Origin of the sequence: Vreelandella lutescens (assembly GCF_014640815.1) — a bacterium.
GTDB classification, from domain to species: Bacteria; Pseudomonadota; Gammaproteobacteria; order Pseudomonadales; family Halomonadaceae; genus Vreelandella; species Vreelandella lutescens.
The window spans coordinates 393,864-418,927 of sequence record NZ_BMHM01000004.1 but is presented as its reverse complement, the minus strand read 5'-3'; the positions used below and the strand labels follow the sequence as shown (position 1 = coordinate 418,927).

General features: G+C 59.1%; 22 protein-coding genes. 8 read left to right on the top strand and 14 right to left on the bottom strand.

The window, feature by feature from the left end; all coding sequences use genetic code 11:
• Nucleotides 1-167 precede the first annotated feature (167 nt).
• Both IEW65_RS12570 and IEW65_RS12565 read right to left on the bottom strand, forming a co-directional pair.
• Entirely contained in the window at nt 168-3,227 is a 3,060-nt protein-coding gene (locus tag IEW65_RS12570) for an efflux RND transporter permease subunit (protein WP_188639811.1), read from the bottom strand.
• Entirely contained in the window at nt 3,214-4,371 is a 1,158-nt protein-coding gene (locus IEW65_RS12565) for an efflux RND transporter periplasmic adaptor subunit (protein ID WP_188639810.1), read from the bottom strand. Before IEW65_RS12565 ends, IEW65_RS12570 begins: the two co-directional genes overlap by 14 nt.
• 99 nt (nt 4,372-4,470) lie before the next feature.
• Here IEW65_RS12565 and IEW65_RS12560 point away from each other — a divergent pair, with 99 nt between their 5' ends.
• On the top strand, nt 4,471-5,133 hold the full coding sequence (locus tag IEW65_RS12560; RefSeq protein ID WP_188639809.1) for a TetR/AcrR family transcriptional regulator: 663 nt from the start codon (nt 4,471-4,473) through the stop codon (nt 5,131-5,133).
• 10 nt (nt 5,134-5,143) lie between these two features.
• Here the strand turns inward: IEW65_RS12560 and IEW65_RS12555 are convergent, their stop codons facing one another.
• The 10 genes from IEW65_RS12555 to ltnD form a co-directional block, all read right to left on the bottom strand.
• A complete protein-coding gene (locus tag IEW65_RS12555; protein ID WP_188639808.1) occupies nt 5,144-6,016 on the bottom strand; it encodes an NAD(P)-dependent oxidoreductase in 873 nt (290 codons plus the stop codon).
• Nucleotides 6,017-6,042: 26 nt separating this feature from the next.
• On the bottom strand, nt 6,043-7,500 hold the full coding sequence (locus IEW65_RS12550; protein WP_188639807.1) for an aldehyde dehydrogenase family protein: 1,458 nt from the start codon (nt 7,498-7,500) through the stop codon (nt 6,043-6,045).
• Nucleotides 7,501-7,619: 119 nt separating this feature from the next.
• The gene (locus IEW65_RS12545; protein WP_188639806.1) at nt 7,620-8,897 is read right to left on the bottom strand and encodes a TRAP transporter large permease; all 1,278 of its coding nucleotides are present in this window, start codon (nt 8,895-8,897) and stop codon (nt 7,620-7,622) included.
• Nucleotides 8,894-9,457 (bottom strand): TRAP transporter small permease, encoded by a 564-nt coding sequence (locus tag IEW65_RS12540; protein ID WP_188639805.1) that lies wholly within the window; start codon nt 9,455-9,457, stop codon nt 8,894-8,896. The genes IEW65_RS12545 and IEW65_RS12540 overlap by 4 nt, the downstream gene beginning before the upstream one ends.
• Before the next feature lie 60 nt (nt 9,458-9,517).
• On the bottom strand, nt 9,518-10,516 hold the full coding sequence (locus IEW65_RS12535; protein WP_188639804.1) for a TRAP transporter substrate-binding protein: 999 nt from the start codon (nt 10,514-10,516) through the stop codon (nt 9,518-9,520).
• Nucleotides 10,517-10,628: 112 nt separating this feature from the next.
• The gene (gene denD, locus IEW65_RS12530) at nt 10,629-11,594 is read right to left on the bottom strand and encodes a D-erythronate dehydrogenase (RefSeq protein WP_188639803.1); all 966 of its coding nucleotides are present in this window, start codon (nt 11,592-11,594) and stop codon (nt 10,629-10,631) included.
• Between the two features lie 62 nt (nt 11,595-11,656).
• Nucleotides 11,657-12,454, bottom strand: a complete 798-nt coding sequence (gene otnI, locus IEW65_RS12525) for a 2-oxo-tetronate isomerase (RefSeq protein WP_188639802.1) — start codon at nt 12,452-12,454, stop codon at nt 11,657-11,659.
• Nucleotides 12,455-12,505: 51 nt separating this feature from the next.
• Entirely contained in the window at nt 12,506-13,165 is a 660-nt protein-coding gene (otnC, locus tag IEW65_RS12520) for a 3-oxo-tetronate 4-phosphate decarboxylase (protein WP_188639801.1), read from the bottom strand.
• A complete protein-coding gene (otnK, locus tag IEW65_RS12515; protein WP_188639800.1) occupies nt 13,162-14,457 on the bottom strand; it encodes a 3-oxo-tetronate kinase in 1,296 nt (431 codons plus the stop codon). Before otnK (IEW65_RS12515) ends, otnC (IEW65_RS12520) begins: the two co-directional genes overlap by 4 nt.
• The gene (gene ltnD, locus IEW65_RS12510) at nt 14,457-15,392 is read right to left on the bottom strand and encodes an L-threonate dehydrogenase (protein ID WP_188639799.1); all 936 of its coding nucleotides are present in this window, start codon (nt 15,390-15,392) and stop codon (nt 14,457-14,459) included. Before ltnD ends, otnK (IEW65_RS12515) begins: the two co-directional genes overlap by 1 nt.
• A 157-nt stretch (nt 15,393-15,549) precedes the next feature.
• Here ltnD and IEW65_RS12505 point away from each other — a divergent pair, with 157 nt between their 5' ends.
• Nucleotides 15,550-16,584 carry a LacI family DNA-binding transcriptional regulator gene (locus IEW65_RS12505; protein WP_188639798.1) on the top strand — a complete coding sequence of 345 codons (1,035 nt, stop codon included), beginning with the start codon at nt 15,550-15,552 and terminating at the stop codon, nt 16,582-16,584.
• 141 nt (nt 16,585-16,725) lie between these two features.
• Here IEW65_RS12505 and IEW65_RS12500 read toward each other — a convergent pair whose 3' ends face one another.
• Complete coding sequence (locus IEW65_RS12500) at nt 16,726-17,388, bottom strand: GntR family transcriptional regulator (RefSeq protein WP_188639797.1); 663 nt, start codon at nt 17,386-17,388, stop codon at nt 16,726-16,728.
• 286 nt (nt 17,389-17,674) lie between these two features.
• Here IEW65_RS12500 and IEW65_RS12495 point away from each other — a divergent pair, with 286 nt between their 5' ends.
• The 6 genes from IEW65_RS12495 (at nt 17,675) to otnC (IEW65_RS12470) (ending at nt 24,255) form a co-directional block, all read left to right on the top strand.
• Nucleotides 17,675-19,099, top strand: a complete 1,425-nt coding sequence (locus tag IEW65_RS12495; protein WP_188639796.1) for a flagellar biosynthesis protein FlgA — start codon at nt 17,675-17,677, stop codon at nt 19,097-19,099.
• A gap of 92 nt (nt 19,100-19,191) precedes the next feature.
• Nucleotides 19,192-20,160, top strand: a complete 969-nt coding sequence (locus tag IEW65_RS12490; RefSeq protein ID WP_229755557.1) for a Bug family tripartite tricarboxylate transporter substrate binding protein — start codon at nt 19,192-19,194, stop codon at nt 20,158-20,160.
• A 111-nt stretch (nt 20,161-20,271) separates the two neighbouring features.
• A complete protein-coding gene (locus IEW65_RS12485; protein ID WP_229755556.1) occupies nt 20,272-20,742 on the top strand; it encodes a tripartite tricarboxylate transporter TctB family protein in 471 nt (156 codons plus the stop codon).
• 57 nt (nt 20,743-20,799) lie between these two features.
• Nucleotides 20,800-22,290: a tripartite tricarboxylate transporter permease gene (locus tag IEW65_RS12480; RefSeq protein WP_188639794.1), complete on the top strand. Its 1,491-nt coding sequence runs from the start codon at nt 20,800-20,802 to the stop codon at nt 22,288-22,290.
• Between the two features lie 22 nt (nt 22,291-22,312).
• The gene (gene otnK, locus IEW65_RS12475; protein WP_188639793.1) at nt 22,313-23,599 is read left to right on the top strand and encodes a 3-oxo-tetronate kinase; all 1,287 of its coding nucleotides are present in this window, start codon (nt 22,313-22,315) and stop codon (nt 23,597-23,599) included.
• The gene (gene otnC / locus IEW65_RS12470) at nt 23,596-24,255 is read left to right on the top strand and encodes a 3-oxo-tetronate 4-phosphate decarboxylase (RefSeq protein ID WP_188639792.1); all 660 of its coding nucleotides are present in this window, start codon (nt 23,596-23,598) and stop codon (nt 24,253-24,255) included. The genes otnK (IEW65_RS12475) and otnC (IEW65_RS12470) overlap by 4 nt, the downstream gene beginning before the upstream one ends.
• A gap of 139 nt (nt 24,256-24,394) precedes the next feature.
• Here the strand turns inward: otnC (IEW65_RS12470) and IEW65_RS12465 are convergent, their stop codons facing one another.
• Nucleotides 24,395-24,886, bottom strand: a complete 492-nt coding sequence (locus tag IEW65_RS12465) for an Lrp/AsnC family transcriptional regulator (RefSeq protein WP_188639791.1) — start codon at nt 24,884-24,886, stop codon at nt 24,395-24,397.
• Between the last annotated feature and the right edge of the window lie 178 nt (nt 24,887-25,064).

The following is a 25,064-nucleotide window of genomic DNA, read 5'->3' as shown; positions in this document are numbered from 1 at the left end:
TGCACTCGGGCCGTTTCATCCCAGAAACGAGCAGTGATCCAAGCGCGATTAGCCTGTCGGCGATGCGTCACTCTTACGCACTGGCCATCATGCCATTACATAAAGAGTACGCTAGTTTACTAAATAGCAATATAGCTCACGTTATCCATAAGCGAAAAGGCGCGCCCTTATGCTGCGGCTCTCGCGACCCAAAGCCGGTAAAGCGCTGGCGTAAAGAAAAACGACACCAGCGTGGCCAAGAGTAGACCAAACCCAACGGTTTGCGCGAAGGGCGGCCATAAGCCGCCAGAGGCAATCATCAGCGGGATCAACCCTGCAAAGGTCGTGATGGTGGTAGACACAATGTGTCGGCTTGTGGGGCCACTAATCACCGCGAGCATCGCTTCCATATCACCTTGGCGGGCGGCAGGGTCGTCATCGAAGGCGGCAATGATAATGATCGTGGCGTTAATCGCCACCCCCACTAGCCCCATAATGCCGACGATAATCACGAAGCCAAAGGCGTGGCCACTCATCAGCAGGGCCACAATGCCCATCCCCATGGCCTGCGCCCCTGCGATAAACACAATGGCGGCACGGCGGAAAGAGTTAAAGGCCAGCACCACGGTGGCCACCATGGCAATCACCAGCAGCACGACCGAGGCAAGCAGCTGGCCTACCGCTTCATCGCGCTCGGCGGCTTCTCCGCCCGTTTCAATCCGATAGCCGGCGGGCACGCTGATGTCGCCCGCGTCTATTGCCGCCTGGAGCTTGGCATCTAGCTGTGCCATGGAGATGGCGGGCAGCGCATCGGCTACTAGGTAGCCTTGCACCAGCTGCACGCGCTCCGCATTCCGGCGGGTTATCACACTCCACGAAGGGGCCAGAGAGCTCTCGGCCACAGCAGCGAGTGGCAAGCCTTCACTCACCTGATCGCTGACAAGGCGCAAAGCTGCTAACTGCTCCGTATCGGTGCGCCATGCATCGGCATAACGTACCCGCACTGGCAGTTGCTGCGTGTCTTCCAGCAGGATGCCCGCAGGCTGGCCGGAGAGCGCAGCGCCTACTTGCTCTGCCAGATCCTGCGACGATAGCCCCACATCGCTTAATGCGGTGTGGTCGATATTCAGCATTAGCCGGGGCAAATCTTGCTGCATACCGGCGCGCACGTGGGTCACCTGAGGGAGCTGGTGCATCAACCCTGCCAGTTCGAGCCCCAGAGATGAGAGCACCTCTAAATCATCGCCATACACACGCAACTCAATAGGCGCTTTAAAAGGCGGGCCTTGCTCATATTTGCGCACCACGCTTTGGGCTTGAGGAAAGCGCTGATCCAGTGCTTGCTGCAGCCCTGGCACCTGCTGATTGGTGGCCTCTAATGACGTCGTATCAACAATCAGATGCAGAAACGCCGGGTTATTGTCCTCGTTCGTCATGACGTTGTAGTACATCATCGGCGCGCTTTCACCGATGAACGATGAGACGCGCACCACCCCAGACACCTCTCGCACCATGCGCTCTACCTCATGGGCCAGCGCTTCTGTTTGAGCGATGCTGCTGGCAGCGGGCAAGCGTACCTCAACGTGAAACTGGTCACGGTCGGCGGGAGGAAAGAATGCCACATCCAGCGTTGGCATTAGCGCCATGCCACCTACCGGCACGCACAGCGTGATGACCATGGCGGCAACGGGATGGCGCAGCGCACTACGCACTGCACCGCGAAAAGCCTGCTTCATCGCGTTATCACGCGGGGCGGGAGGATGGGCAGCCACTTTGGCGAGCAGCATGGGCGACAGCGCGGGCACCAGGAACAGTGAAATTAAATATGAGCTGACCAGCGCCACCATGACCGCCATCGCCAGTGGACCCACAAACTCCCCAGCGGGGCCCGGCATCAATACAATCGGCATAAACGCCAAAATAGTGGTGAGCGTACTGGCAAGCAGCGGCACCGCTAAATGGCGCAGCGCATCGCGGGTGGCAGCCAGCGCTGAATCGCCCTGGAGAAAGCGTTCCCGTAAGGCATTGGTCATCACAATCGCGTTATCCACCATCAGCCCAAGCGCGACAATAATGCCGATAATGCTCATCTGGTGAATTTCCATGCCTAGCGGCCGGAACAGCGCTAACGTCAACAGTGCCGTGGCCGGAATGGCCAGCCCAACGGTGATGGCAGAGCGCCAGCCCATCGTGAGAAAGAGCAGTGCCACGACCAGCACCAAGCCCATTAACAGGCTAAGTGCCACATCACTCAGGCGTTGATTGGTATAGCTGGCTTGCTCAAAGACCTCTTCTACCGCCAGCCCTATCGGCAGTTGCTCGGAAAACGCCGCCATTTGGGCCTGGGCACGCTCTACCCAAGCATCAATACGCTGGCCAGGTGCCATGCGAGCACCCACAAACACGGCCCGCTCGCCATTCAGCAGCGCCACTGCTTGGGGTGGGTCTTGAACGCCACGGCGCAGCTCGGCAATTTCCCCCAGCTTCACGCTTTGGCCCTGCCGGGTGGTCACGTTGATCTCCCGCAGCCGATCTAACGCATCAAACTCGCCGCTTAAGCCTACCGTGAGCCGATGCCCTTGAGTGATCACTTCGCCCGCGGTGCGCCGACCGTCGCTTGCCTCAATGGCTCTGGCAAGCTGACCAACCGAGAGCCCTAACGCATTCAGCTCCAGCGGGTCGACCATCACCTCGACCTGCTCACCGGCGACGCCAAAACGGTGGGTGTACTCCGTCCCTGCGAGCTGTCGAAACTGATCCTCTAAGCGTTCGGCATAGCGCCCCATTAATTGTGGGCTGGGCGGGGTGTCCAGCGTCCAGCGTAGCGCGGCCACGATACTGAACGCGTAACCGCGGTCATCCAACAGTTCAGGAGTTTGAACACCTTCCGGCAGCGAGGGCGCTACATCGCTGAGCTTGTCTCGCACGCGGCTCCATACCGGAGCGACATTCGTGACCGCGTCATTCAGTTCCAGGCTGAGCACAGCGATGCCTTGCCGCGAGGTAGATTCCAAAATATCGATTTCAGCAATGGTGCGCAGCTCCTGTTCGAGAGGACGTGCCACCAACGCTTCGATTTGTTCAGGCGTCGCTCCCGGATACGCTGCCAACACAGTGGCAATACGCGCTACCAGATGAGGGTCTTCCGCGCGGGGAAGCGTTTGAATAGCCGATAGCCCGGCCACAATGAGCAAGCCAAGTGACAGCGCCAGCAGGCGGCGATTAAACAACCACTCAATGCGCTGCATGAGCCACGTCCTCGCTGAGTGTGACCTGCTGCCCCGGGGTGATGCGGTGAGTGCCACTGCGAATGAGCCGCATACCGGGTGACAACGTGCCACGCACAAATGCTTCGTCGCCTTCAGTATGCAAAAGCTCAACGCTAGCGTGCGCGACACGGTAACGCTCATCCTCCAACGGCTCGGCAATCAGCACGTTCCATAGGCCACGGTCGGCGGCACGCAGCGCCTCCAGCGGCACCCAGTAGCCGTGGGCGGGCTCGGTCATCGCGTAGCTCAGCTCGGCCAGGTCGCCCGGCACCGCACGATGGTTGCTGCGCATCGTGACCACCAGGGTTTGCGTGCGGCTGTCGTCATCCACTTGCGGCAGCCGGGCACGTACTTCCCCCTCTATTGTTTGGCCGTTCACCTGCAGCGTCACGGACTCTCCTACGGCAAACGTCGCCACCAGCCGCGCAGGCAGGCCAAGATGTGCCTCTAGCTGACGCGTATCGACTAAATCGAACGCCGCCGTGCCGCTGCTTACCAAGCTACCCACATCGATATGGCGCTCGACCACTCGTCCTGCGAAAGGGGCTTTAAGGGTGCTGTCTTCTAAATCGGCCGTGAGGCTATCGCGCTCGGCCGCCAGAGCGGAGAGACGTGCTTGCAGGGTTAAACGGTCGGTGCGGGCTTGGTCCAGCGCCGTGCGGCTGGCAAAGTTGCTCTGGTTAAGCTGCGCTTCGCGCTCTTCCTGGCGCTGGGCAAGAGCCAAGCTGGCGCGGGCTTCTTCGCTGCGCGCTTCCACTTCGGCTAGGCGGCTCTCCAGGCGACGGGTATCCAGGCTGGCAAGCACGTCCCCCTGCTCGACGGCATCTCCACGCTCAGCCAGAACGCTCTGCACCCGGCCAGCGGGTTCAAAGGCTAACGCGACCGACTGACGCGCCACCACCCGGCCAGTTAAGCGTACCTGCCGCCGCAGTGCTTCTGCCTGGGCCAGCGTCTGAGTCGCTACCTGAAGCAAGGCGTTGTCAGCCCCCTGCTGGCGCGCCTGCTGAGCGTTGCTGTGATGGCTGGTGAGCAACGCCACCACGGCTAGCGTAGCACCTATCATCAGCAGTGCTGCCAGCAAGCCGCGTAGCCGGTGGCCCCAGGAAGTCTTTAGCGTGCCCATGTTGGCCTCGAAATAGTTTATTCTTGAACGATACCGTTCACTATAATATGTGTACGCCGCCGTTCAATAATTATTTACGTATGGGCATGGGTTTATTGCATGACAGACGCTCGAGTGCCGTCGCCTGACCAAAAACGCGGCGCAGGCCGCCCCAAAGACATGGCGAAACGCGATGCCATGATGGACGCCGCGGCCTGCCTATTTTTCCGTAATGGCCTGGAAGCCGTCACCATGGAGGCCGTTGCTCGAGAGGCAGGCGTGTCCAAAGTGACGGTATACGGGCACTTTGCCACTAAAGAGGCGTTGTTTGGGAGCGTCATTCGACGGGAAACCGCCTCTATCCGCCAAGGCTTGGGGCAGCTCCCTGACACACACGATGCGGTGCGCCAGTCGCTGATCGATGTGGGTGTGAGCATGGTGCGCTTCTTACTAGAACCCCATGTGCTGGCGGTCGAGCGAGTGATGAGCAACCAAGGTGAGCAGCACCCCAAACTGTTGCAGGCATTTTTTGAAGCGGGCCCCTGGGCCATCAGCCAGTGGTTACAAGAAAAGCTGGAAGGGTTAGCCAACGCAGGCCACCTGAGCCTGCCTGCTCCTGAACGCGCCGCCGACCAGCTCTGCAGCATGTGGCAGGGTATGCTGATTAAGGAGGTGCGGATGGGTGTTCGCACACCTCCTTCGGATGAAGAGCTGAAGCAGCAGATCATCAGTGCCGTGGATGTGTTTTTGGCGGCGTATGCCGCGCCTAATCCTGCTGGATAGCTAGGAATAGCTAGCGGCGCTCTAACACACCAATCACTTCCGGTATGGATAGCTGCTGCTCTTCTACGGATTGATATAAATCCCGCACGGCAGCCGCAATGCTCCCCTCTACCGCCAGATCATGGGTCATGGTGTGGTAGTAGCCTAAATCTTTACTGGCATTCGCCACGCTAAACCGAAAGCCCGAGGGATCATTGTTGGCAATGTAAGGGCGTAGGCGCTCCAGTACCACACCACCTCCGCCGCCAGCACCCAAGACTTCCAACAGCGCATCGGCACCGATACCCGCTTTTCGGGAGGCCGCAGTGGCCTCCGCCAACACGGCGGAAAAGCCCAATGAAACAAAATTATGCAGCAGCTTCAGCGTATGGCCTGCCCCCACCTCACCGGCATAAGCAATGTTCTCTGCAAACGCTTCCAGTAATGGGTGCATGTCGTCAAACAGCGCTTTAGGTGCGCCAACAATGAGGTTTAGCCGCCCTTCTGCAGCCTCTTTCGGCGTGCGTGTCATTGCGGCGTCCATAAAGCGCCCGCCCGCCTTCACTACTTTAGCCGCTACCTGGGCTGTTGAGCTGGGCAGCGCGGTAGAGCAATCCACCACCACGCCATTGGGCTTCAAGCCTTCTAATACGCCGTTGGGCTCAAACAGCACCGCCTCTACCTGTGGCGAGCCGGTCACGCATAAAATCACCACATCCACGCTTTGCGCCACCGCTTTTCCTGACGGTAGCGCGGTAGCCCCCGCTGCCAGCAAGTCCTCCACGGGTTGATTACCGGGATGCTCAAGAAAACTCACGTGATGGCCTGCCCGTAGCAAACTGCTGGCAAGACCGTGGCCCATTAACCCAACACCGATGAGACCTACCTGCCGTACATGGGTCATTGTTATCTCCTGGCCGACAATGGCGCTTAGTGTTTGATAGCGACGGTTTTGATGCGCGTGTAGCTACGCAGGCCTTCAAAGCCTTTTTCACGGCCATGGCCTGAACGCCCTACCCCACCAAACGGCAGCTCTACCCCGCCGGCGGCCCCATAGTTATTAATAAACACCTGGCCGCTACGAATGCCCTTCGCTAGACGCAGTTGCCTCCCTCCGTCGCGAGTCCACACCCCGGCACACAAACCAAAATCAGTGGCGTTGGCGAGCGTCAGCGCATGCGCTTCGTCGTCAAAGATCTGCACCACCAGCACGGGCCCAAACAGCTCTTCACGCAGCACTTCATGGCCCTCTGGAATGTTCGTCAGCAGTTGCGGGAGCACAAAGTGCCCGCCAGAGGGAGCACTGGGCGCTAACTGCCCTATCGCGGCAATACAAATGCCGTCTGCTTCAGCCGCCGTTAAACGCGACGCCAGCTTGGCTTTTTGGCGGGCATTAATCAGCGGCCCGCAGTCGGCGTCGGCCTCGCCTGCATCACAGCGCAGCGCCGCAAAGCGTTTGCAAAGGTCCGCCACCACACGGTCGGCGATGTCGCGCTGCACCAGCAAGCGGCTGCCTGCCGAACAGGTTTGCCCAGCGTTTTGCACAATGCCGCGCACAATCGCGGGCAGCGCCGCATCCAGATCCGCATCGGCAAACACCACCTGGGGCGATTTACCGCCTAATTCCAGCGTTACCGGCACGTGATGCACAGCGGCCGCCTGGGCCACCTGGGTGCCGGTTTCCGGCGAGCCGGTAAACGACAGATGGTCGATCTTCGGATGCGCCGCTAGCGCAGCGCCCGCCTCGCGACCTAGCCCCGGCACCACGTTCAGTGCCCCCGCGGGTAAGCCATGGGCAGCGGCCAGCTCCACTAACCCCAGCACGCTGAGGCAGGCATCTTCTGCAGGCTTGAGTACCACCGTATTGCCCGCTGCTAACGCCGCCGCCACGCAGCGCCCAAAGATTTGCGATGGGTAGTTCCAGGGAATGATTTGCGCGCACACGCCGTAAGGTTCACGCAGGGTCATCACGGCAAAATCATTTTCAAACGGAATGGTTTCACCGTGGAGCTTATCCGCCGCACCGCCATAGAACCGGAAGTAGCGAGCACAGGCGGCAATATCGCCCTGCGCTTGGGTCATCGGCTTACCGGTATCGGCGCACTCAAGCTGTGCTAGGCGCGCGTGATTGGCTTCTATCGCATCGGCAAACCGCAGCAGCCACAGGCTGCGCTGGCGGGCCGACCAACTGGCCCACTCGCCTAACTGGCCCGAAAACGCAAGGCGAGCCGCCTGAACCGCCGCATCGACTTCACCTTGCTGGCTACGTGCGATGTGGGCTAGCGGCTCTCCTGTGGAGGGGGCTTCGACGGATAACGTGTCGGCGGTATCAACCCACTCGCCGCCAATAAACGCCTGCGCTGGCGGTAGCGTTATATTCAATGACATTCAGCACTCCATTATTGTGATTATTATGGGTCAACGACGCCTGCGCTAACGGCACGGGCGTCGCTTCTATTTATCTATTTATCTATAAACACTCTCGATCAAGCACGTTCTGCACAACACTAGCCGTAAAAAATGTTCACTAACCCCATCGAAATCCACGGCATGTAGGTAATCGCCATCAAACACGCCAGTACCACGAGCACAAAGCGCACCAGCCATGGCAGCATTTGATCAATGGAGATCTTGGCAACGGCACAGGCGGCAAACAGGTTCACACCGAGCGGTGGGGTAATCATGCCCAGCGCTAAGTTCACCACCATCACCAGGCCAAAATGGACCGGGTGGATGCCAAACTGAATCGCGATCGGCGTGAGTATCGGGGCCAGCACTAATATGGCCGCCGATGTTTCAATAAACATACCCACAATCAGCAGCAGCGCGTTGACGACCAGTAAGAACATCATTGGGCTTTCAATGGTGTTGGTCACCAGCGTGGCAATTTGCGCCGGTAAGCCTGTGCGGCTTAACAAAAAGCTGAACAGCGCGGCCGACGCAATAATCAGCATCACCGCCGCCGTTGAGATCACGCTTTGGCGCAGGATAGGCCCTAGGTCAGCAAGCTTTAACTCGCGGTAATAGAACGCGCCCACAATGAGTGCGAAAAACACCGCCACGGCCGACGCTTCAGTGGGGGTAAAAATCCCTCCGTAAATCCCGCCGATCACCACCACCGGCATCAGCAGCGCCACCCAGGCACGCTTCAGCGAAATCATAAAACCGGTGCTGTCTTTGTAATCGTCTTTACCGTAGCCACGCACTTTACAGAACAGGTAAAGAAAGATGATAAGCGCCACACCAATCAAAATGCCGGGCCCAATACCGGCCAGAAACAGCTGCCCAATGGAGGTATCGGTACTCACGCCATACAGAATCAGCGGAATAGAGGGGGGAATCAGCACGCCCAGTTCCGCCGATGATGCCTGAATAGAGGCCGCTAGCGGTTTGGGATAGCCGTGCTTCACCATAGCTGGAATCAGAATGGCACCAATGGCAAAGGTGGTGGCCACGCTGGAGCCGGACACCGCGGCAAACATCATGCACGTTAAAACGCACGACATGGCAAGGCCGCCTTGCACGCGCCCAACGATGGATTTAGCAAGGTCCACCAAGCGCTGTGAAATGCCCCCGGCGGCCATTAAGTTACCCGCCAGAATAAAGAACGGTATCGCCATCAGCGGAAACTTATCAATACCAATAAACATCTGCTGTGGAACAAGTAATAACGGCAGGCGCGTAAAGAATTCAATGCCAATAATAGAGGCGAGCACGATAGAGATCGCAATCGGCACGCCAAAGGTAAAGAGCACAATTAGCGAGAGTCCAATCACCATATTCATGAGGACGCTCCTTCTTTGGAACGCGACGCATGGGCGGACGTTGGCTCATCGGTCAGCACTTCGCTGTTTTCTGGCCCTACCTTCTCGCGGCCACTGAGCTGCGCGGCTAAACGGGCGATCACTGATACCATCGCAAAGCTAGCGCCCATGGGAATCGCGGCATAGGCCCAGGACATGGAAATGTTCATGCCCGACATCACTTGGCTATTCACTCGCAGCGTCATTTGAATGCCGTAGTGCACTAACACGCCCAATACCAATAGGCAGCACAGCACAATCGCCACTTCCAGCATCATGAGCAGACGCGCAGGCATCCATTTATAGATGACCTCGACCGCCATCATATAGCCACCGCGAAACGTGGCGGCAGCGGCCATAAACACACACCAAATCATGGACGTTCTAGACGCCACTTCTGTCCAGGTAGAGGGCGCATTAAACAAAAATCGCGTAAGCACCTGATAGAAGCTGAGCGTGACCGATATGACCAGCATCAACACAGCAATCATCAGGGCAATACGGGTTAACTGATGCTCTAAACGAAGCAATACCGCTAGCATAAAAGGTCACCGTGCCTAGGCGGCCTCTGGCATTGCCAGAGGCCGCAGTGAAGGAAGTGCTTAGCAGCTACCCGCTTTTTCACGAATGCGTTCTAGCATTTCGCTGCCGTACTGAGAGGTAAAGATTTCATAGGCCGGTTCCACCGCCGCTTGGAAGGGAGCGGGGTCGATATCGGTTTTCACCGTCATGCCGTTGGCTTCCAGCAGCGCAACCCCTTCCCGCTCAAGGCGCGATACTTCTTCGCGAGTGGCGTCTACCGAGGCCGCTGCGGCCTGCATAAACCAGTCACGCTCCTCCTCGCTGAGGCCATCTAGCAAGATCGGTGAGCCCAGTACGATGGCCGGTGAATAAACGTGCCCGGTCAGGGAAAGGTAGTCCTGCACTTCCCAGAAGTTGGTGGCCACAATGACCGTAATCGGGTTTTCCTGACCATCGACGGTGCCCTGCTGAAGCGCGGTAAACAGCTCCGGGAACGCCATCGGGGTGGGTCGTGCACCCATTTGGCGGAACGCTTCTTGGTGTACCGCGTTTTCCATGGTGCGAACCCGTAACCCTTCCGCATCCGCTGGGCTGGCAATTTCGCGCTGGCTGTTGGTGAGGTGGCGGAAACCGTTTTCAGACCACGCCATACCGACTAGGCCATGGTCGCTCATCTTCTCCAGCAGCTCGTCACCGAGCTCGCTGTCCAGTACGCAGCGGGCTTGGTCGTAGTTTTCAAACAGGAACGGCAAATCCAGCACGTAGGTTTCCGGCACAAAGTTACCCAACGGGCCGCTGGAGGTAATCACCACGTCCACGGTGCCAATCTGCAGGCCCTCGATCATTTCCCGCTCGCCGCCGAGGGAGCCGGAGGCGTGCTCAGTGACCGTAAAGGCACCGTCGGATAGACGTTCTAGTGTCTCTTTAAACGCCTCGGCACCTACCGAGTAGTGAGAGGTGGAAGAGAGCGTGTGCCCCAAACTGATATCCGTGGCTGCCTGAGCGTGCAGTGCAATGCTGGCCGTCGCCATGGCGCTGATAGCAGTCGCGAGTGCATGTCGAGTGAAGCGCTTGGTCATGATAAATCCCTCTTTATGTTGTTGTGAGGGTGAGTAGTGAAGGAGGCGTAGGCGTCTCCTTGTGGCGTTCTGCCCTATCGGCAGTGGGGTGAATCAGATGGGTAATAGCCGTTCATGGGTGCTGCTCAGCCATAAAGCTATCGATGATTTGGGTAAAGTCATCGTCGCCAACAAAACCAAGCTGGCTCGCTTTGTCAGTTTCAAAGCGGGCGGGCCAACTGGCGACAATGGCTTCGATACGCGGGTCGGGGGCATGTTTAACAAGCGCTAGGGCCTGCTCCCCGGCCGCCGTGCGAAGCGCTTCAAGCATGTCGGCGACGCTCACCGTGATGCCCGGCAGCATAAACGCGCGAAACGGTGCGAGTGCTTCACGAGGTACCTGGGCACCGTGCACCAGCGCATCGACCACTTTGCCCGGCGACATCACAAACATTTCAAGGGTGGTGGGCACAGGGCAGATGGCCTCTTCACCATTGAGCGGCTCACGCAAAATGCTGGAGGCAAAGCTGGAGGCCGCGGCATTCGGGCGGCCGGGGCGGATCACAATGGTAGGCAAGCGAAGCACCAAGCCATCAATCTCGCCACGACGGCTGTAGTCATTAATGAGCAGTTCGCACATGGCCTTTTGGGCACCGTAGGAGTTCTGCGGATGCAGCGCGGTCATGTCGTCAAGCACCTCCGGCAGCGCGCCGCCGTAGGCCGCCACGGAGCTGGCCATGATGAAGCGTGTATCGCGCAGGCCTCGGGCGCGGCAGCCTTCTAGCAGTGCCCGCGTTGCATCAAAATTGACCCGCATGCCGAGTTCTAAATCAGCTTCTGCGGCAGAGCTGACAACGGCTGCCAGGTGATAAATCACGTCAGGGCGCTGATCTAACACCTCGTCTAATGCGTGGGGCTGGGTAATATCCACCGCTCGCGACACCACTGTGATCGCGCCTGCGGAGGGCGACGGCGCTTCCACTTGGTCAATCAGCGTTAGTTGCGTGATCGATTGCTGGCGAAGCTCGCCACGCTGGATCAACTGCTGAGCGAGGCGCTGGCCCAAAAAGCCAGCGGCACCGGTAATGGCAATATGCATGATGCGATTCCTAATGTTGCGTTGTTCTTGTATGGGAGGACGTATTGGCCATCGCAAACGACTTAATGTGTCGTTAAGCCCCAGGGCGCTCCCCACCACAGCCCTGCCCGAGTGGCCGCCTGGGGGCGGTACTCACAGCCCACCCAGCCGCGATACCCCAGCGCGCTTAAGCGTTCAAAAATAGCGGGGTAATGCACTTCGCCCACATTAGGCTCGTGGCGATCAGGCACGCCGGCGATTTGAATATGGCCAATGGCGTTAAACTGACGCTCCAGATGACGAATCAAATCGCCATCCATGATTTGGCAGTGGTACAGATCAAACTGAAGCTTGAGGTTTTTGGCACCCACCTCTTCAAGCACTGCCATGGCCTGCGCTTGGCGGGAGAGAAAAAAACCGGGCATATCGCGGGTATTAATCGGCTCAATCAGGACATCTTTGCCTACTTTGGCCGCCTCGCTCGCCGCAAAACGCAGGTTACTAATATAGGTGGCGTGATGCTCCGCTTGAGTCGCGGCATCCGCGTTGTCAGGCAAAAGCCCTGCCATGGCATGAACCCGCGGGCAGTTAAGGGCCTCGGCGTAGCTCAGCGCTGCGGTGACCGAATCGCGAAACTCCGATTCCCGCCCCGGTAGGCTGGCAAGGCCACGCTCACCGGCCTCCCAATCCCCCGGCGGCAAATTAAACAGCACCTGTTCCAACTGGGACTCTTTCAACGCGTGCTGTAAATCACTCGCAGCAAACGCATAGGGGAACAGATACTCCACCCCTTTAAAGCCTGCCTCTGCAGCAGCGGCAAAGCGGTCGATAAAGGCGTGTTCGTTAAACAGCATGCTGAGGTTGGCGGCTAATCGAATCATGGGGCGCTCTTGTCGTTATGGGCGTTATTAAGTGCTTTGCTCAGTGCGTCGCTAGTCGCGTGGAAAACGTGCTTCCAGTTCGGCGACCTGTTCGGGCGTTAGCCCTCGCGGGTTCTCGCCCCGCAGCAGCAGGTAAAGCTTAGCGGTCTCTTCCAACTCTTCGGTGGCATACACCGCCGCTTCAAGAGTTTTACCCGCCACTACCGGGCCGTGATTGGCCAGCAGCACCGCGCTGTGCTTGCCCGCCAGGCCCCGCACCGCTTCGCCCAACTGGGGGTCGCCAGGGATGTGATAGGGCACCAGCGGCAGCTTGCCCACCCGCATCACGTAGTAGGCAGTGAGTGGCGGAATACAGTCGCAGGGGTCTACCCCCGGCAAACACGACACCGCCACCGAATGAGTGGAATGAAGATGTACGATAGCGCCGGACTGCGGGCGCTCGTCGTACATGGCCATGTGCAGGAACTGCTCCTTGGTAGGGGCATCGCCGCTGAGCAGCTGGCCGTGCGGGTCCAGGTGCGAAATACGTGCCGGATCCAGCCGCCCCAAGCAGGCGTTGGTGGGCGTCATCAGCCAGCCGCCATCGTCCAGCCGCACGCTGATGTTGCCGCTGGAACCCATGGTCAGGCCGCGGTCGAACAAGGATTTACCGAGCGAGCTGATCTGCTCGCGCAGGGTGTTCTGGTGATGATGACGAAGGGGCGTGCTCATGCCAGCACCTCGAAGGCGCGGGTGAAGAAGTCCACGCCGCCAAAGTTGCCAGACTTCAGCGCCAGCGAAAGCGGCGCCTCGCGGCCTGGCAGCGAGGCTTGAGTCCAGGGCACGCCAGGGTCGATTTGCTCACCGATGCGCAGGGTCGTCACGCCTAACGCGGAGACCACTGCCCCGGAGGTTTCGCCGCCCGCTACTAATAACCGGCCCACGCCTTCCTGCACTAACGTTACCGCCAACTGGCTTAATGCCTCTTCAACAAGGTGCCCTGCTCGCTCCACGCCGAGTGAGGCTTGCGCGCTTTTCACTTTTTCTGGGTCGGCTGAGGCGTAAATTAATACCGGCGCGTTGTCGGATAGCCGCTGCCGCGCAAACGCAAGCGCCTGCTGCTGTTGCTGCTCGCCCTCTGCCAGCGCCAGCGGGTCAAGCGCGAAACCGCCGTCAGGATGCTTGGCAACGAAATCCGCCACTTGCGCCAGCGTGGCCCGTGAACAGCTACCCGACAGTACCAAGGCTCCGCCAGTAGCAGACGCTAAACGCCCCGGCTCTGCAATGTCTTCCAGCCAACCGAGTGCGCGGTACTGAGCGGGCAGCGCTTGCCCCAGGCCAGAGCCGCCGGTGACCAGCGCCATCGACGCTGTGGCTTCGGCCAGCACGTCCAAATCCTGCTCATCCAAGCTATCGCAGATCACGTGGCGTACGCCTTGCTCGGCGAGCGTCGACAAATGAGAGCGGGTTGCCTCTGCACCTTTGGCGAGTACGGCCCGGTTGGCCAAGCCCACTGGGTGTGGCGTTTGGCGGGAGAGCACACGAACCAAGTCAGCATCCTGCATGGGGTTGAGCGGGTGGTGCTGCATGCCGCTGTCGCTCAGCAAACGGTCACCGACAAACAGGTGGCCTTGGTACACCGTGCGGCCATTAACGGGAAACGCAGGTACCATCACCGTTTGATGGGCATGAAGGCGTTCCAGCAAGGCATCGGCTACGGGGCCAATGTTGCCTTCGTCAGTGGAATCAAAGGTGGAGCAGTACTTAAAGAACAGCTGGCGAGCGCCCTGCTCGCGCAGCCACTCAAGTGCTGCCAGAGAATCGGTTACGGCATCTTGCACTGGGCAGGAGCGAGACTTGAGCGCGACCACGACCGCATCGACATCGTGCAGGTTCACTGCTTCTTGCGGCACGCCAATCACCTGTAGGCAGCGCATGCCGCCACGCACCAAGTTATTGGCGAGATCAGTGGCTCCGGTAAAGTCATCGGCGATAGCGCCCAACACGATTCCCTGATGGCTCATTACTTCGCTCCCTCGGCATCGTTGGCCGCTTCTGGCAACGCAATGCCCGATAAGCGCTGATAAACCTTAATCACCGCTGAGTCATCTTCCCGCCCAAAGCCTGCGCCGCTGGCCGCGGTAAATTGCTGCAACGCGCTGGCAGCCACCGGTGTTGCGAGCGAAAGCTCGCGACCTGTTTGATGAACAATATTGAGGTCTTTGACGAAGATATCGACCGCTGACAGCGGCGTGTAATCACCGCTCAAGATATGCGGTACGCGGTTCTCGAACATCCAGGAGTTACCCGCCGAATGGGTAATCACCTCATAAATCACTTCGGGATCGAGGCCCATACGAATGCCCAGCGCCATCGCCTCGGCCGCGGTGGCAATATGCACGCCCGCCAGCAGCTGATTGACCAGCTTCATACTGGAACCTACCCCGGGGGTATCGCCTAAGCGATACACTTTGGCCGCCATGGCATCTAATACCCGCTGCGCTTTGTTAAACACTTCTGGCTGGCCAGAGGCCATGACCGATAAATCACCGCTTTTGGCCTTGGCAGCGCCACCGCTAATGGGCGCATCCAGCATCCACAGTCCCGCTGCGGAAAGGCGTTCGCCTAGCTGCTTAGCTTGGCTGGGTGCCACGGTAGCGCATTGCAAGATCACGCTACCCGGCGCTAGGTGGGCAACCACGCCCTGTGCCCCGAAAAGCACCTCTTCAGCCTGTTGGCCATTCACAACAATCACCAACACAACGTCACAGTGGGCGAGCTCGGCAGGCGTTGCGACACTCTTGCCGCCAGCAGCGCTGAATACTTCGCGGGCACCGCTGGCAATATCACAGCCGGTGACCTGAAAACCGCTGCTCAGTAGCGCAGTGGCAGTGCCCATACCCATGGCACCTAAGCCAATCACGCCGACTTGCTGGGATTGCTGTTGATCTTGACTCACCTGCCGCTACCTCACTGTTGTTGTTTTTAGCAGCTACGTTTAGCAAGGCTGCTCGAAGCTTTTATCGTCAAATGGTAGCGCTGTCATGATAGCGCTACCATTCCTTTTAGATTATTCTTTTTGTCACGACAAGCTGAACCTAAGGGACGTACGACCAATGTCTAGAGACTCTACACAGGCTTCCAAACAGCGTCGTCGCTCTGATCAAATAACGCTTAGCCAGGTGGCGCAAGCGGCCGGGGTTTCCCCCATCACCGCCTCACGCGCCTTAAATCATCCGGATAAAGTGAGCGAGAGCGCACGCACCAGCGTGTTAGAGGCGGTAGAACAGCTGGGCTACGTGCCGAACCTCGTGGCGGGCAGCCTCGCCTCTTCGCGCTCTAAACTGATCGCCGTTATCGTGCCCTCTCTGATCAACACGGTATTTGTTGAAGTCATTAAAGGGCTGCAAGAGACCCTAGAGGCCGAGGGATATCAAATACTGCTGGGCAACACCGACTACGATCTAGACCGCGAATATCAGTTAGTGCGCACGTTCTTAGGCTGGTCATGCTCGGCGCTGATTACCGCTGGGCTGCGCCATAACCACGCCTGCCAGACCCTGTTGAATAACTGGGATCATCCCATCATGGAAGTGATGGAACTGGGCAAGGGCATGGACCTTAACGTGGGGCTAGATCATGTGGCGGCCGGTCGCTGCATGGCGACCCATCTGATCGATCAAGGCTATCGCCACATTGTGTATGTGGGCGCGCGACTGTCTCAGGATTACCGGGCAGGCATGCGCTACGAAGGGCATAAAAAGGTGCTACAAGCGAAGGGGATAGAAGCCCCGTTGGTGGAACTCGACACGCTAGGCAGTTTGCAAGCCGGAGCAGAGAGTTTACAGCAGGTATTAACCCTCTACCCGCAAACACAAGCCATTCACTTTGCCAATGACGACTTAGCCGCTGGGGCACTACTGGCCGCACAGCGCCAGGGCCTTAATGTACCGGGCGACATCGCGATTGCCGGATTTAACGGCCTGCCGCTTGGCCAGCACGTGACGCCACAGCTCACCACCATTCTCTCCCCAAGAGAAGAGATGGGCCGCCTGGCCGCGAAAGAACTCATTCGGCGACTCAGCGGCAAAAACGTCTACCGCCGCCAGCATGATGTGGGGTTTACGCTGCAAGTGGGTGGGAGTACTTAAGAAGTGGCTAGCGCTACGCCAGGAGGGGATGACCAATTAGTAAGTAACGCATTACCGCCTGGCTTGTACATGGCGCATCCTCTCATCTGGGCATTGGTTCCAGCTTAGCCCGAGCTTACCTCCGCTGCGTGAGACCCTCTCTCAGGCATCATTTTCTGCGCTGGTATATTTCACCCACGTCTTGGCCAGATGGCGGCGCAGCTCTTGGCCTACTCGCTCTGCGTCCCGCGATTCCAGTGCTGCCATGATGGCTTCGTGCTCCTCCATGGCTTTGGCCCACTTTTCATTCTTGTCGTTGGAGAGGTAGCGGACGCGGTAAAGCTGCCGACTCAGGGTCGCGTGCATGTCCGTCAACGTTGGGTTGCGGGCCAGCTCGACGATGCGGCGATGGATGGCCTGGTTCAGGCGAAAGTAGTTCTGCCGGTCGCGGCGCAGAAAGGCCGCTTTCATCTCGAAATGCAGCGCCTGAAGCTCTGCCAGCTCGTCATCGCTGGCGTGGGAACAGGTCAGTTCTGCCGCCGCCTGCTCCAGCACACTCAAGACATACAGCTTTTCCTGCATGTCTTTGGGGCTCACCTCTGCCACCACGGCCCCGCGATTGGGCGACAGCACCACCAACCCTTCAGCAGCGAGGATCTTGAACGCCTCGCGCATGGGCGTGCGCGATACCTGGAGCTCGTCTGCAAGGGTGCGCTCAGGCAGCCGCTGTCCCGGCTGAAAATGATCCATCACGATGTGTTCACGCAGGTAATGAGCGACTTTTTCGACTAGGCCCGACTGGCTCGGCGGAGTGGTGTCTTCCATGGCTGTCTTCATGTGATGTGCGAGCAACAAGAATGGCATACCAAACAAAGGCTTTCAAATAGAGAGTGCCTATGAGCGTTAAATTTAAAATCTATATTTTTCAGCGATATACATATCAATAACGACTAACAAATACCAAAGTCTAACTCCTCAATGTTTGACCCCCAAAATGGTATACCACTACATTTAATACAAATGACAACCCAGGCTCTACCACTACATAACGCCACCCCAAGCCATGCGATGGCCTCGGCTGAGCGTCCCGACACAGGAAGCCCCACACCTCATGAACTACTTACAACATTTTGATACCGACAAGGTGGTAGAAGCCTGCATCGCAGGCGCAGGGGATTTTGGTCGTGGCGTATTACGTCAGGCACTCCAGATGCGCGGTCTATCAGCGCGTATCGCCATCGATATCCATGCCGATAAAGCAGTCGAGGCGCTTCGTCATGCGGGGGTTCCAGAAGCTCAAATAATGGTATGCCATTCTGCCAGCGATGCAGAACAGGCCTGGGAAAGCGGCTTTTTTATCGCGACTGCTGCGTTTGAAACCATCAAGGCGCTGCCGTTCGATATCCTGGTCGAGTCCACGGGCATTCCGGACGTTGGCGCACGCTACGCGGAAGCCGCCCTGTTGGCCGGTAAACACGTCGGCATTGCCACCAAGGAGACCGAGTCCGTGGTGGGCCCTTATCTGACTCGCCTGGCATACCAGCAGGGCCGCTTATTTACCCCCATGGATGGCGACCAGCCCAGCCTGCTGATTAGCCTACTCACCTGGGCCAAAACCCTGGGTTTCGAGATCATTGCGGCGGGCAAGAGCAGTGAATATGACTTCATCTGGGATGAAGCCAACGCCACGGTCGAGTGCAATGGCGTGCGCTACCCCGCACCAAGCCTGAGCGACCTGTGGGAACTGCCTCCAGGGGGCGAACGCGAGGTGATTGAGGCACGCAGCCGCCTGCTGGCCGACATACCGCAAATTTCCGTGCCGGACCTGTGTGAAATGGTCAACGTGGCCAACGCCACCGGGCTGTGCCCGGATCGGCCAGAGTTTCACGCCATGGTCTTGCGTACCGCCGAAGTCCCTACGTTGCTCGACCTGCAGGCGGAAGGGGGGATGCTGCAAGGGCTGGAGCGCCTTGAAGTGTTCAACTGCCTGCGCCGTCCGGATGAGCTGAGTTTTGCCGGTGGGGTATTCGTTGTCGTGCGCTGTGAAGACCCGCATGTCTGGACACTGCTGCGCGACAAGGGGCATGTGCTGAGCCGCAGCGAGCGTAGCGCCATGATCTACCTGCCGCGCCACCTGCTGGGGCTGGAAGCGCCTATCTCGCTGCTGGATGTGGTGCTCAATCAACAGACCTCCGGCGGCGGCCATGCCACCACACCGAGCTTCGACCTGACCGCACGGGCTACCCAGCCCATCGCGGCTGGCCAGCGCCTGGAGATGCGCGGACATCATCGCCACATCGAAGGCCTGCGCCCTGAAATTCACCCCGCCGAGCCGCTGTCACCCAGCGCCAAGGTGCCCTTTTACCTACTACCCGGTGCCGAGGTCATTCGTGATATCGCACCCCAGCAGCCCATCACACTGGCCGATGTCACCCTGCCGGACTCGACACTCAGGCAACTTCGACTACAGCAAGATGAGCTGTTCAAGCAACAATACGCTGTCAATAAAGCCGATCACGCCAGCACGCTGGCCTGAGGGTCGCTGGCTCCATGGGCCCGTTGCGCGCCTTGCGCAAAACAATAAAGCAACAATAATCCGTCAGGAGAAACACCATGCTTACCAAGCTCTTGCTCACACCGCACGCACTGAAAATGACGACTCTGGGCGTTGCTCTGATCAGCACCGCCATGGTCGCCCAGGCCGATGAAGCAGCCGACTACCCGACCAAACCGATCCAGTTCTTGGTGGCCGCTGGCGCTGGGGGCGGCGTGGATAACTTCGCCCGCGTGGTTCGCCCCATGTTCGAAGAGGCCCTGGGAGGCGCGCGCATCACGGTGATCAACCTGCCCTCGGCTTCAGGTGCACTAGCCCACCAACGCACCGCCAATGGCGCCCCGGATGGCCATACACTGGACTTTGCCTCGACCACTTACGTGACCTCGTTAGCGGCCGGGCAAAACCCGGTAGGCCTGGATCAGATTACCCCCGTGGCACGCATGCAGTCGGATGTCATGGCGCTGTTCGTCAATCCGCAGCGTTACCCGGATTTCGAGTCGTTCCTGGAGTATGCCCAGGCCAACCCCGGCAAGGTCACCGTGGGTGGCACGCACACGGCGAGCCCCGACCACGTGTCTTTTCTCTCCTTGCGTGACGCGTCTGGCCTGGACATGAGCTTCATCCCCTACGACAGCACCGGCAACGCCACGGCCAATGTCCTAGGCAACAATATCGATGCTTCCACGACTTCGCTGAGCCCACTGCTGAGCTACATTGAAGCGGGCCAGATGATGCCGATCCTCGTGTTCAGCGATGAGCGCCTGGCCGACTTCCCCGATGTTCCCACCACCGTGGAGTATGGCTGGGACCTGACCGATGGCAACGACCGGGCCGTGTTTGTCCATGCGGATACCCCCGCCCCGCTCGTTCAACGGCTTGAGGAAGTGCTGAAGGGCATTTTCGATTCGGAAGACTACCAGGCCTATGCCGAGCGCGTGAACCTGACCTACCGCGACGGCTGGATGGCGGGCGACGCCTACCGCGAGCGCCTCGAGCACAACTACGAGCTTTACTCGCGGCTGCTCAGCAACGAGCAGTAAGCCACTCGTACCGGGGAAAGGCAGGCAGCCACCGCTGCTTGCCTTTCGATATTCATCGGCACGAGCAATGCGTTGCGGATTGTTCGTGCCATGCTCCCTTCGGGGTTGATCATGTACGCCAGGATTTCTCTCTTTGCGATGGCCATCGTAGTGCTCGGCCTTGCCAGCCTAGTGCCTACTTTGCAATTTCCTAGTTCGGAGCAAGTGTCGACCTTCATCGGCCCACGTGTCTGGCCGCTGACCCTCTTGCTGGCGCTCATTGGATTGGGCGCGGCGCTGTTGCTGACCACTTGGCGGGATGCCAAGCAAGGCAAGCGCTACGACGACGAGCCCGTTGATGAAGCACCCAAGCCGTGGCGCCTTACGCTGGCATCGACGCGCCATTGGTGGCTGATCGCTGCCACGCTCGTCTATACCTGGCTAATTGGCTTGATTGGCTTCCTGGCTGCCAGCGTGGCGTTCACATTGGTATGTACGCTGTTGCTAGGCGCACGCTCCTGGCGGGTCATCGCGGCCACGTTAGTTATCGCTGCGCTGCTGATGCAGGGCGTCTTCGTCATGCTGCTGGGGATACCGCTATGAGCCCGTTACGCCTGATGCTCTCCCTTGTCATCACTGTTTTCTGTCAAGGAGCTACCCATGCTTGAGAATTTTCTTGGCGGGCTAGCCGTCGTGATGCAGCCTCTGAACCTGTTGCTGCTGACCTCTGCCGTGTTCATTGGCTTCATCGGTGGTGCCTTGCCGGGCATCAGCGGTGTGATTTTGGTCGTGATTCTGCTACCCATCACTTACGGCATGGACTCCACCACGGCATTCATGGTACTGACAGCCATTTATGGAGCCACGGTTTTCTCGGGGCTGATCACGGCCATTCTCTACCGTGCGCCCGGCACCCCGGAGGCGGTCATGACCGCGTTCGATGGCTACCCCATGACGCAGCAAGGTCAGGCCGGCAAAGCGCTGGGCATCGGTGTGCTCAGCTCGGCCATTGGCGGGCTGGTCGGCACCATTGCCCTGATCATTTTCACACCGATGCTGGCCACCATGGCCCTGCGCTTTTCGTCTCCGGAGTATTTTGCTCTGGCGGTATTAGGGTTGACGGTGGTGGCTTCACTCGGCGGGCGCTTGATTTATGGCTTGATCGGCGCGACCTTGGGGCTATTCATCGCCACCATCGGGATCGACCCGCTCACCGGCACTAGCCGCTACACCTTCGATAACCTGAACCTGATGGAAGGTGTCGGACTGATTCCCATGATCGTGGGTCTGTTCGCCGTCTCGGAGGTCATGAAGCGTGCTCTGGATCAAGACACTCATCAGCCGCTCAAGAAGGTGAAGGTTAAGATCTTTGACCTGCCCATCCTGCGCAAGATTGGCCCGACGCTGACGCGTTCGTCCCTGATTGGCGTCATCATCGGCATCCTACCGGGCATCGGTGCCAGTACAGCCGCCATGGTCAGCTATAGCGAGACGGTGCGCTGGTCCAAGCATCCCGAGAAATTTGGCAAAGGGGCACCCGAGGGCATAGCGGCTCCCGAGTCGGCCAATAATGCCGCCGCCATGGGAGCTCTGGTGCCGCTATTTGCCCTGGGCATCCCCGGCAGTGGCACAACAGCCGTGATTCTGGGGGCATTCATCATGCACGGCCTGCAGCCAGGGCCCATGTTCATGATGACGCATAGCAGCCTGATCTATGCCGTGTTTGCCGGCCTGTTTATCGTCAACTTCATGATCCTGCTGTTCTCCAAGCCCTTCATCACCCTGTTTACCAAGCTGCTGAACGTTCCGTATTCCGCTCTTGGGCCCATCATTATCATGTGCTGCATCGTGGGCACCTACTCGGTGCGCAACTCGATGTTCGATGTGTGGCTGATGCTTGGCTTCGGTGTGCTGGGGTACCTGCTGGAGAAACTCAAGTTCCCGCTGGTCTCCATCATTCTTGGCTTAGTGTTGGGACCCATCGCCGAGAGCGAGCTTCGCCGTGCGCTTTCCATGTCGCAGGGGGATCTGTCTATTTTCTTCACGCGACCCATCAGCGCCTCGTTACTGGCGGTGGCGGCGCTGTTGCTGGCTGTCACGATTGTTATGCCACTTATCAAGCGCGCACGCCTGAATAGCGCCACCTCTTAACCTCTGACCACGGAAGCGACACATGACTCTTCTCCTTGGCGCTATTGCCGACGACTTCACTGGTGCCACCGATTTGGCTAATAACCTGGTGCGCGGCGGCATGCGCTGCCTTCAGGTGATCGGCGTGCCGCAGGAAGCGGTGGACCTTCGCGACATCGATGCCGTGGTGGTGGCGCTCAAGTCGCGCTCCTGCCCGGTGCAAGACGCTGTGGCCGACTCCCTGGCCGCGCTTGAGTGGTTGCGCGCACAGGGCGCCCGCCAGCTGTTCTTCAAGTACTGCTCCACCTTCGACTCCACCGACGAGGGCAACATCGGCCCCGTGGCCGATGTATTGCTGGAGGCGCTGGGTGCCTCTCAGACCGTGATGGTGCCAGCCTTTCCGGTTAATGGCCGCACGGTGTACCAGGGGCATCTGTTCGTCGGCGACCGTTTGCTCAACGACAGCGGCATGCAGCACCACCCGCTCAATCCCATGCAGGATGCCGATCTCGTCCGCGTGCTTTCCCGCCAAACGCCTCACGCCGTGGGGCTAGCCAGCCGCCAAGTGTTAGCGAACGGTGCTGAGGCCACAGGTGCGCACTTGTCATCACTGGCCGAGCAGGGCATCCGTCATGTGATCTGTGACACCTTGGATGAGCAGGATCTCGATGTGCTGGCCGAAGCGACGGTGTTACTTCCGTTGATCACCGGCGGCTCGGGCCTGGGGCAGGCGCTGCCCGCTCAGTACCGCGCCCAGGGCTGGCTGGCAACGATCGCTGAACCAGGGCGTTTAGCGTCTGCGGCAGGTGGGGCGTTGGTGCTCTCCGGCAGCTGTTCACGGGCCACTCTGGCGCAAGTGGCCGACTTTTTGGCCAAGCATCCGGACGGAGGCTTTGCGCTGGACCCTTTATCGCTGAGCGAAGGCGACAAGCAGTGGGAACAGGCGCTGGCCTTCGCCCTGCAGCGTTTATCGTTGCAGGCACCCACCCTGATCTACGCCTCGGCCGACCCAGACAATGTGAAAGCCGCTCAGGCTGCGTTGGGCGTTGCCCAGGCAGGGCACCTGGTGGAAACCGCACTGAGCCAGTTGGCGGTCACGCTGGTCAACGAAGGCGTGGGCCGCTTGCTGGTGGCCGGGGGCGAGACTTCCGGTGCGGTGGTCTCGGCGCTGGGCATTACCACGCTGCGCATCGGCGAGCAGATCGACCCCGGCGTGCCCTGGACCCAGACCCCGTGGCCAGGCCGCGAGGCGCCGCTTTCGCTGGCGCTTAAGTCTGGCAACTTTGGCGGCGTGGACTTCTTCACCCGGGCCTTCGAGGTGCTGGCATGAGCACGCCCCTTCGCCATCGACATCAGAACACCCTGCGCGAGCAGATCAGTACGCTCGGCAAGTCTCTGTTTGACCGCGGCCTCACCATGGGTTCCAGCGGCAACATCAGCGTGCGGCTGGACGATGGCGGCTGGCTGATGACGCCCACCAATGCCTGCTTGGGGCGGCTGGACCCGGCACGTATTTCGCACCTGGACCCACACGGCCAGCTGCTCAGCGGCGATGCCCCTACCAAGGAGCAGTTCCTGCACATGGCCATGTACGACGAGCGCCCGCAGTCCGGCGCTATCGTACATCTGCACTCCACTCATTCGGTGGCGGTGTCGTGTTTGCCGGGGGTCGACCCCTGCGACTGTATTCCGCCACTCACTGCCTACTACGTGATGCGGGTGGGCAAGCTGCCGCTGGTGCCCTATCACATCCCTGGCGACCCCCAGTTGGGCGAAGCGGTGCGGGGCCTGGCGGGCAAGCACAGCGCGGTGCTGCTGGCCAATCACGGCCCGGTGGTGGCAGGCAAAAACCTCGAAGCGGCGGTGTATGCCACCGAAGAGTTGGAAGAGACCGCCAAGCTTTACCTGCTGCTGCGGGGAGAGAACCCGCGCGGGCTGACCTCAGAGCAGGTTGCCGAGCTGGAAGCGCGTTTTCCCAGAGACTAGGCTTTGTATGAGAAGTCGGCGAGCGATGGCCAGACAAGGCAAAAATCGGCGAAAAGACGGAGTTTACAAGGTGTAAATGAGTACTTTGAGCCGATTTTTAACGCCGTATGGGCGAGCGTAGGCAGTTTTCGTACAAAGCCTAAATCGGTACCTTGTGGGTCGACACCACCTCCCGCAGCCCCATAAACGAACGGATCTGACGCACGCCGGGCAGGTAGAGCAACTGCTCGGCGTGTAGCCGGTTGAAGCTTTGGCTGTCCTTGGTGCGCACCAGCATGAAGTAGTCGAACTCACCCGTGACCACGTGGCACTCCATGCAGCCCGACACTTTTTGAGCCGCCGCTTCGAACGCCGCAAAGGATTCTGGCGTCGAGCGGTCCAGCACCACGCCAATCAACACCACCATGCCTGCCTGCAGTGGCTCTGGGTTCAGGTGGGCCACAATCCGGCTGATCACACCGTCTCGCTTCAGCTTTTCGACACGCCGCAAACAGGCCGCAGGGCTGAGGTTCACCTGCTCGGCCAGCGCCACATTGGAAAGCGTCGCATCCTCTTGAAGCAGCTTGAGAATACGCTTGTCGATACGATCCAGCTCACTGCCCGTGGCGTGGGCTTCTGGGGAATTACCCACTCGCTTTGCGCACACTATTATTTACTCAAAAGTTTAAATAAAAGATTAATACAACATATAACCACATAGTAACGATGTTTTGTTGCTTAAAAAGCCACCACTTCGCAACCCATAAATTCACACAACCACCTACTATAAATCACAGGGAGCACGCCAACGTTCCGACCACCGTTACCCA